7 protein-coding genes are annotated in these 8,321 nt (G+C 46.7%); 3 read left to right on the top strand and 4 right to left on the bottom strand.

Features of this window, described 5'->3' with window-relative positions:
* Positions 1–674: 674 nt before the first annotated feature.
* A complete protein-coding gene (locus tag RLO19_RS29550) occupies positions 675–824 on the bottom strand; it encodes a hypothetical protein (RefSeq protein WP_446361149.1) in 150 nt (49 codons plus the stop codon).
* 431 nt (positions 825–1,255) lie between these two features.
* Here RLO19_RS29550 and RLO19_RS29555 point away from each other — a divergent pair, with 431 nt between their 5' ends.
* Positions 1,256–3,643 (top strand): transglycosylase domain-containing protein, encoded by a 2,388-nt coding sequence (locus RLO19_RS29555; protein WP_446361159.1) that lies wholly within the window; start codon positions 1,256–1,258, stop codon positions 3,641–3,643.
* A gap of 155 nt (positions 3,644–3,798) precedes the next feature.
* Entirely contained in the window at positions 3,799–4,011 is a 213-nt protein-coding gene (psb35, locus tag RLO19_RS29560) for a photosystem II assembly protein Psb35 (protein ID WP_446335292.1), read from the top strand.
* A 120-nt stretch (positions 4,012–4,131) separates the two neighbouring features.
* Here psb35 and RLO19_RS29565 read toward each other — a convergent pair whose 3' ends face one another.
* From RLO19_RS29565 to RLO19_RS29575, 3 genes are all read right to left on the bottom strand, one after another.
* The gene (locus tag RLO19_RS29565; RefSeq protein ID WP_446361151.1) at positions 4,132–4,692 is read right to left on the bottom strand and encodes a cyclic nucleotide-binding domain-containing protein; all 561 of its coding nucleotides are present in this window, start codon (positions 4,690–4,692) and stop codon (positions 4,132–4,134) included.
* 190 nt (positions 4,693–4,882) lie between these two features.
* Positions 4,883–5,455: a hypothetical protein gene (locus RLO19_RS29570; protein ID WP_446361153.1), complete on the bottom strand. Its 573-nt coding sequence runs from the start codon at positions 5,453–5,455 to the stop codon at positions 4,883–4,885.
* A 354-nt stretch (positions 5,456–5,809) separates the two neighbouring features.
* A complete protein-coding gene (locus RLO19_RS29575) occupies positions 5,810–6,631 on the bottom strand; it encodes a protease complex subunit PrcB family protein (RefSeq protein ID WP_446361155.1) in 822 nt (273 codons plus the stop codon).
* Positions 6,632–6,783: 152 nt separating this feature from the next.
* On the opposite strand from RLO19_RS29575, the gene uvrC reads away from it, so the two are divergent.
* Positions 6,784–8,321: excinuclease ABC subunit UvrC (gene uvrC, locus RLO19_RS29580; RefSeq protein ID WP_446361157.1), on the top strand; the 1,538-nt coding region annotated here is incomplete at its 3' end.

Raw genomic sequence — 8,321 nt, forward strand, 5'->3', positions numbered from 1 at the left:
AGTTACAAGCATCCGCAAACGCCTGAAGGGTTACCTCTAAGAAGGCAACTTGTTCAGGCGTTGGTTGGAGTTTTACAACTATCGTGAGAACTTGTTTCATAGCTAAATTATACGACCTAGTGGGACAGGGATTGAAAATACTTCGGGGATTGACCCCTCGTATTTTCCGCTATCCCCCTACCCCTTACTTCGTTGAAGGGGTAGCCCCTCGCGATTCAGGTGGGATCACCCAAGGAACGAAAAGGTTTAAGCCCAAATCGCTTAAACTACTACAGTAGTCATCAATTTTACTGACATAGACTTGCCCAAAGAAGAACGTCGGTTTTGGTCAGTTAGAATCGGTTTACACGGAGAGAGCGATTGCAGTCGAACAGGATAATGATCTCGTTTGGTTTTGGCTCGGAACACAGGCCGAATATGACAAACTATTAAACTCAAAGTAGCGATCGCCGTAACACGCTCTTTCACTGATTTATAGAAACGTTAAGGGTGAGGAATGAGAGGTTAGTCGCACGCTCTTTCACAGAGGCGTTAGTTCTCAATAGGGAGAAGATGTCAGAATCAACACCAAGGAAGGGCGCACGCCATGCGCCCCTACGATCTAACATAAAATATAACCCCTTCATAGGGAGGTAAGGGATGGGCATTGAGTCTATAGTGAGATCGCCTTAGAGTTAGGTTGAGTGCGATCGCGCCTTGGCTAAAGCAACATCGGATGACGAGGCTAAATCCCTTCCCACGCGGTAGATGAATCGTGCGATCGCCTCATGGTGTCTGAACTTGCTCCCATCCCAGTATCTCTGGGTACAGTGGGATTTTTCCAAGGGTTAAGATACAATTTGAGCGCTGGAGTGACTTAAATTGTAAAAAATGATAATCATTGGCAGACAAAATCGATTGAACCCCCGGGACACCTCAAAGCCAACGGAACCGATGCTAGGATGGCGCTAGATTGCCAAGTCTCCAGCATCGGAATTTTACTGAGCATGAAGCTTGGCTTCATCCATCCGGCAAATTTTGATCCCAAGCCCTAAAATAAGCAAGAAGTAATGGCGGCTTGTGGTTTAATTGAGGAGTTCAAGTGTCAAATTCTATCCCAAAGCACGAAGATCCATCAAGTCAGTTGAATTCGGAGGCGGTGACGGAACAACCAACCCAGTCTGCCTCAGATGATCAGATTCAACCAGACTCCCAGACTAAACCTTTATCACGGTTGGGTCTGTTGACACAATGCCGACGGGGCGCAACGGTGACAATGAATGGGATCAAGGGAATTTCTAGTACCCTAGTTAAGTCATTCACAGGACCAGATCCCGTCTATCGTCAGCGCAAATTCTGGGTGGGGATAGGAATGGTGGGGATCAGCGGCGGTGCGATCGCTTTCGGTTTAAGCTGGCAAGCCCTAGAAGAAAGTTTACCGGAGTCCACCGATGATGTGCTCACCTATATCCGGGATGAAACAATTACCATAAAAGCAGCCGATGGTACGATCCTCCAGCAAATAGGACCTGCTACCCACGACAATCTGAAAATATGGGAAATCCCAGAAACGCTGAAGCAAGCTTTTATTTCGATTGAAGACCAACGCTTTGAAAATCATAGCGGACTGGATTACCAAGGGATTATCCGGGCGGCGTTCTCGAATCTGTTAGCCAGAGATGTGGTAGAAGGTGGCAGTACAATTACCCAGCAGTTGGCGCGGATTGTCTATTTCGATCAGGAACGTACCCTAGGGCGCAAGCTAAAAGAAATGCGGATGGCGCAAAAAATTGAGCGGGATTTGGAGAAAGATCAAATCTTGGAGCGCTATTTAAATCTGGTGTATTTGGGTTCTGGGGCGTATGGCGTCGCAGATGCGGCTTGGGTGTACTTTAGTAAACCCGTCACAGAATTGACCTTAGCGGAAATGGCAACCCTGGCAGCCTTGCCACCCGCACCGAGCGAGTATTCCCCCTTTATTAACAAAAAAATAGCCCAAGAGCGTCGGAATGTGGTGCTGGGGCGGATGCAGAAAAATGGATATATTACTCAGGGGGAAGCAGACGCCGCGATCGCGACTCCCCTGAGGACAACGCGCAGCAATCCCAAGCGGTTAGACCGACAGGCGTCTTATTTTACTGAATATATTCAACAGGAACTACCCAAATATGTTCCCTCAGATGTTTTGGGGAAAAAGGGATTGATTGTGGAGACAACCCTTAATCCTCAGTGGCAAATGGCAGCAGAAGCAGCGGTGGCAGAGACAATCGAAACCTATGGCAAATACCAACGGTTTGAACAAGCGGCATTAGTGGCAATTGATCCGCGTAACGGTCAAATTAAAGCCATGGTAGGGGGGAAGGATTTCTTTGATCAACAATTTAACCGCGTCACCCAGGCACAACGCCAACCGGGTTCGACATTTAAAACATTTGTTTACACAACCGCGATCGCAGCGGGTTTTTCTCCCTATCAAAGTTATGAGGATGCCCCCTTTGTTGTTGATGGCTATGAACCGAAGAACTATAGCGAAACCTTTCGCGGTTGGATGTCGATTCGGGATGCTCTCACCCATTCGGTTAACATTGTGGCAGTTAAAACCTTAATTAAGGTGGGTTGGGACCCGGTGGTGGAAATTGCTGAAAAAATGGGTATTGAATCGACCCTCAACAAAACCTATTCCCTAGCATTGGGCGCCTCAGAAGTGAATTTAATGGAGTTGACCAGTGCTTACGGCACCTTAGCAACTCTTGGCGTACACGTCCAACCCCATGGGATTCGCCGCATCCTGGATCGACAGGGTAAGGTGATTTATCGAGAACAGATTCAAAGAGAGCAAGCCATTGACGAAGACACCGCCGCCATCATGACCTGGATGCTCCGCAATGTAGTCACTTCTGGCACAGGTGGGAACGCTCAACTGCGCGATCGCGCCGTAGCGGGCAAAACAGGCACTTCAGACGAAGCCCGTGACCTTTGGTTCATCGGGTACATTCCCCAACTAACCGGTGTCTGGCTCGGCAATGATGACAATAAACCCACTTGGGGAGCCAGTAGCACAGCCGCGATCACCTGGCGTGAGTTTATGGAAGAAGCCGTCGAAAATATGAGGGAGGAAGACTTTCCCGATCGACCCGACAAATTAGAGGGTCGCGAAGGGATTATTGAAGCTAAGCCGATCAAGCCGAAAAAAACCTATACCAAGAAATCCAATACCACAAACCCGACTAGCTCCAGAAGCAGGCGGACAACCCGCAGCGCTTCTACTTACAACAGCCGATCAACCTCTCGTTCCACCAGCCGTAGTTATTCCCCACGACGTTCAACTAATACCAATAGTGGAAGCAGTCGCAGCAGCACCAGGAGCCAACCTGCACCCGCCCGTTCCTCCCGTCCCCAAGCGCCGGTTCGCAATACAGCGCCCAGCAACCCACCACCCAGACGATCTGCACCCGCACCCAGACCCGCTCAGCCAGCCCCAGCCCCAGCCCCAGCCCCAGCTCAACCTGCGGCGGTTTCGGCTCCCCCGGTCGAGCGCAATACTGTCCCAGCGCCTGTAGCACCGCCCCCAGCGCCTCCCGCCTCGCGCAAAGCTGCACCTGAACCAGCTCCAGCGGCGCCTGCACCTGCGCCAGTCGCTGCTCCTCCCGCGTCTGAGGAATAAAGTTTTGACCCAACGCCTTGCTCAATGGCATGATTTTGATTACTCCTTCCCCCCTGATTCCCCGGCTCCCCTGGGAGTGTAATTCGGTCTCAGGGGTGATAAATATGTCTGTCAAGTTTTGATAGGATAACCAAAATAGGATAAGGAGTGAATCTATGAATTTATTGATGGAAGCAGCAGCGGCTCAAGGGTCTCAATTTCCTTTCTCGTTTACATTGGTCTATGTTGTCGGCTTTATTGCTGCTGTAGTGCTTGGCTCTATCGCCTGGTATAACTCTAAGCGTCCAGTCGGTTGGGAAAATAAGGAACGTCCTGACATTGTACCCAAGGTTGATAAAGAGGCTGCGAGTCCACCGAAAAAAGGCTAAACTCTAGATCGGGAGGAATTCCTAGATAGTCAAATCTTTTATAGGACGGAGGGATTTAACACAAAGATGTATCGGATAATACACAAGTTCGAGAATCTCTCCCCCGCTCCCCTGCACCCATTACTCTGGAAGCACCGCATGCTCATTATTTCGCAAACGCCTGAGTAACCAATCAAATCGGGCTTGGGCAAGCGGTACATTATCAACGACTTCTTGGGAGAGTTCTTCCGTCTCACTATCGTCTTTGAGCCAATCAGTTGTAGCATAACCCAGATATCGAACCGTACCCCGCAGTCGAGTAGACAGAAAAATAGCGATCGCGCGATAGAAGCGTGAGGCAAATCCTTGGTCTTTTTGGAGTTTTTCCAGCAGATGATGGCGAGGAATCGATAATATTAGAGAGTTTTCCACAGTTTGAACGGTAGCAGAGGGAGGACGAGTATCTGCGAAGGACATTTCCCCCACAACCGCACCACTGGTTAGTCGAGCGATTGTCTTGCCTTGCAACGCTGAAACGGATACTGACAACGTTCCCTCCAGCAGAATCAGGAGAGTATTGATGGGTTTGCCTTCCTCAATCAGGATGGTTCCGGCGGCAACTTCCTTTCGGTTTCCCACCGCGATCATCCAATCCATGTCATCATCATTAAGTTCACCCAGTAAAAAAAATACTTTTTTCATTTTCGTTATTTGTCATTTGTCATTTGTCTGGCGATGGGTGAAAACCTGCCAGATTGGTTAAAATTATAGCCTTTGCCAAAAGCGCGATCGCTCCCCCTAGAGTTGTCTGGCAGAATTTCCTGTCCAGGGAAACGTTAGCCCCCATAGACCCGTCTTGCCCGATCATAGACCGATTTAGGGGAAATATGACCTAAACCCAAACGGTAAAAACATAGATGAAATAGGCTAAATAGGAAACTCCAATTAGCCCCACACTAATTCTACCTGTCATGGATTGGTAGGTTTGGAATAGTACAACGCAGCTTATAATGACGGCGAGGATTTCCAGAATAGTGACAATAGTGCCGTAATGATTGGGGTCCCAATAGGAAACTGGACTCTGGAACCGCCAATTGGAAAAGGGGAAAAAATGCCGATGGGCATCATTATGATGCAGGGGAAAATCACCGACAATATGTAAAAACATGCTGGAGAAAAATATTATTCCTATTTTGGAACCTAACCAGCCTGTGAAAACTAAACCAAAGATAATTAGAGGGATAGAGTTGAAAATGTCAATAAAGTTTTGCCAGTTTTCTTTGTAATACGCTTCTCGCCAAATAATTCCTTCAGGTGTGCCTTTTATCACTTTTTCAACAAAGTAAAATATAAACATGGGAGCATCGGGGAGGAATGCACCGACTACGACTGGGGTGAGGATATTGGCGGTATCCTGACGCCCTAGGCATAGCATATTAATCATGATGTGGGCTGGGGTATTCATGGTAGATTGGACTGGAAACGCTTTGATCAAGCCCTAATTATTTTATTGTAATTGTAGGGTGGGTTAGGCGGATATTTAATCAGGGAAATAAACTGTTAAATTTTCTATACGCTGTAACCCACTAGACCCTTCTCTGTCTGACATTAAGTCCGGTAGCGTGGATTTTTTTTAACGCAGAGGGACGCAGAGGTAAGCGCAGAGGGACGCAGAGTTTTTCGTCAGAAATAATCCTGGATATGAGCAAACCGAATACAGGTTTTGACTGATACAGCAGAGTAATAGGGTTTAAGTCATGGAACAACTTTTCCCCATTTTCTGTGTCCTATTCCCTGTTCTCGGTTTCCTTTCTTGACGTTAATCGCAGTTCATTATCTCAGTTTTACGGTTAAATTGAACAGGTAAATCTACTCGTTTTACCGTAACTAAATGATAAGGTTGAGTGATTGCCATTGTTGTAACACAGTTTTGTCCGGGTTGCTGTTCTACAGCATTAATCACCAGCTTACCGTCTTCGATCACGATATCTTTAATTTCAATACTATAGCCACCACTGGGTTTATTCCCTAACCCAATTCCAATCACTATGCTTTCCGTCCAGTTAACTTGGGGTAAGGGTGGTGCTTGAGAAGAGTTTTTATTAAATTTTGTCCAAAATTGCTGCCAATTTCCGGGATTGCGAATTACTGTTTCAAATGGTTCTTCTATTCCAGAGTATAAGCCTTTAGATAAGGATTTTAAGGGGACAGTATCTGAAGGCGTTTCTTGGTTTTCTAACATCTTTAAATCCTCTTGGGCTTGTGTTAATAGCTTTGTGCCACTGCACAGGGATGTGGTTAAGTTATTATCTGAAATTGAGGCATAGACTAAGTAAGATTCTCCTTCCACAAAGTTGAAGCCGCAACTGGCGCTGGACTCTGGTGTCATCACCATTAATCGGCGTCTTTCTTCTCCTTTCCAAACTTCGGCAACTTCAAACATGACTCTTTTTTGTTGGGACGATAATTCGAGACGTCTGGGATTTTGGCGGGGAGTGACGACATTAACAACTTGACCCGAAAAGACAGCATTCGCGGATTCAAAATGTTGATCCGGGGTAGAGGGTAAACAACTACAAGCTTGAGCTGATTCTGCTGATATTATAAAGAGACTGGCGGCGAGCATGAGTATTTTTTTCATTGTTCAAGCTCCTAAGAGTTTTGTTGGGTAAACCGTCTAGAATTATCCGATTTTCCCTTTGACCTCTTGTCCGGATAAAATGTTCCATGTCTCATGAATAAAAAAAGGTTTTATCATAAGGATAAGATGAGTAAGCGAGATGAGCAGCATCTGTGGTATCCTCTGCTAAAGTAACCCCTCTAGTCAATAATCCCGATCGCCTAGAACTTCGCCTGAAAGAAATCCCCGGCGAACCTGGGGTGTATTTAATGCGTGACGGGAGCGATCGCATCCTCTATATTGGTAAATCAAAGAAGCTGCGATCGCGCGTTCGTTCCTATTTCCGTAACGCCCAACCCCTAAGCCCCCGTATCGCTATGATGGTGCGTCAGGTGGCGGAGATTGAGTTCATTGTTACTGATACGGAAGCGGAAGCCTTAGCATTAGAAGCGAATTTAGTCAAGCAGCATCAGCCTTATTTTAATGTGCTGCTCAAAGATGATAAGAAATATCCCTATGTTTGTATTACTTGGTCAGAAGACTATCCGCGTATCTTTATTACCCGCAAGCGTAACCTGAGAAAGGAAAAGGATCGATATTATGGTCCTTATGTGGATGTCGGGTTGCTGCGAAGCACATTACACCTACTTAAGCAGATTTTCCCCCAACGCCAGCGCCCTCGTCCTCTGTTTAAAGACCGTCCCTGTCTTAACTATGATATTGGGCGTTGTCCTGGCGTTTGTCAACAGCTAATTTCGCCCCAGGAGTATCGCCAAATGGTGCAAAAAATGGCGATGGTGTTTCAGGGACGAACGGGGGAACTGATTGATATCCTAACTCGGAATATGGAACAAGCGGCGGAATCGCTGAACTTTGAGTTAGCCGCGAAAATTCGAGATCAGATTAAAGGGTTGAACGCCCTGAGTGCTGACCAAAAAGTTGCCCTACCTGATGATACCGTATCACGGGATGCGATCGCGCTCTCGGCAGATGCCAATAATGCTTGTATTCAATTATTCCAGATTCGTGCCGGTCGGTTAGTGGGGCGGTTGGGATTTTTCGCCGAGGTTCCGACTGGGGGAATTGAATTGGGGGCTATTTTAGAACGGGTATTAGAAGATCATTACCAAACCGTTGACTCGGTAGAAATTCCCACTGAAATTTTAGTTCAGCATGAGTTACCGGATGCGGAATTATTGGCAGATTGGTTAAGTGAACGCAAAGGGCGTAAAGTTACTATTTTAGTTCCCCAACGGCAAACTAAAGCAGAATTAATTGAAATGGTGGAACGGAATGCTAGATATGAGTTGGAACGGACTCAGAAATTCGCAGATCGCAATACCCAAGCCATGGAGGATTTAGCCGCTATTTTAGATTTACCAGATTTACCACATCGGATTGAAGGGTATGATATTTCTCACATTCAGGGCGCGAATGCAGTAGCCTCTCAGGTGGTGTTTATTAATGGAATACCAGCTAAGCAACATTATCGCCACTATAAGATCAAAAATCCCACAGTAACAATTGGTCATTCCGATGATTTTGCCAGTTTAGCTGAAGTGATTAGTCGCCGTTTTCGCAATTATAAAGATGTAGGGGCGGGTTTGACTGATACCATTTCCCCACAAACCGATAACGTAACTAAACCCGCCCTTCCCAACCCCAATGAAAACCCAGATGTAGGGGCTCTTTTAACTGATACCATTTCCCT

The organism is Coleofasciculus sp. G2-EDA-02 (assembly GCF_040226375.1).
Classification (GTDB): domain Bacteria; phylum Cyanobacteriota; class Cyanobacteriia; order Cyanobacteriales; family Coleofasciculaceae; genus Coleofasciculus.

Coding starts and splice junctions, on each gene's coding strand:
- RLO19_RS29575 (WP_446361155.1), bottom strand. CDS start 6,631: ATGAAAAAAATACTCATGCTCGCCGCCAGTCTCTTTATAATATCAGCA.
- psb35 (WP_446335292.1), top strand. CDS start 3,799: ATGAATTTATTGATGGAAGCAGCAGCGGCTCAAGGGTCTCAATTTCCT.
- RLO19_RS29570 (WP_446361153.1), bottom strand. CDS start 5,455: ATGAATACCCCAGCCCACATCATGATTAATATGCTATGCCTAGGGCGT.
- RLO19_RS29555 (WP_446361159.1), top strand. CDS start 1,256: ATGAATGGGATCAAGGGAATTTCTAGTACCCTAGTTAAGTCATTCACA.
- RLO19_RS29565 (WP_446361151.1), bottom strand. CDS start 4,692: ATGAAAAAAGTATTTTTTTTACTGGGTGAACTTAATGATGATGACATG.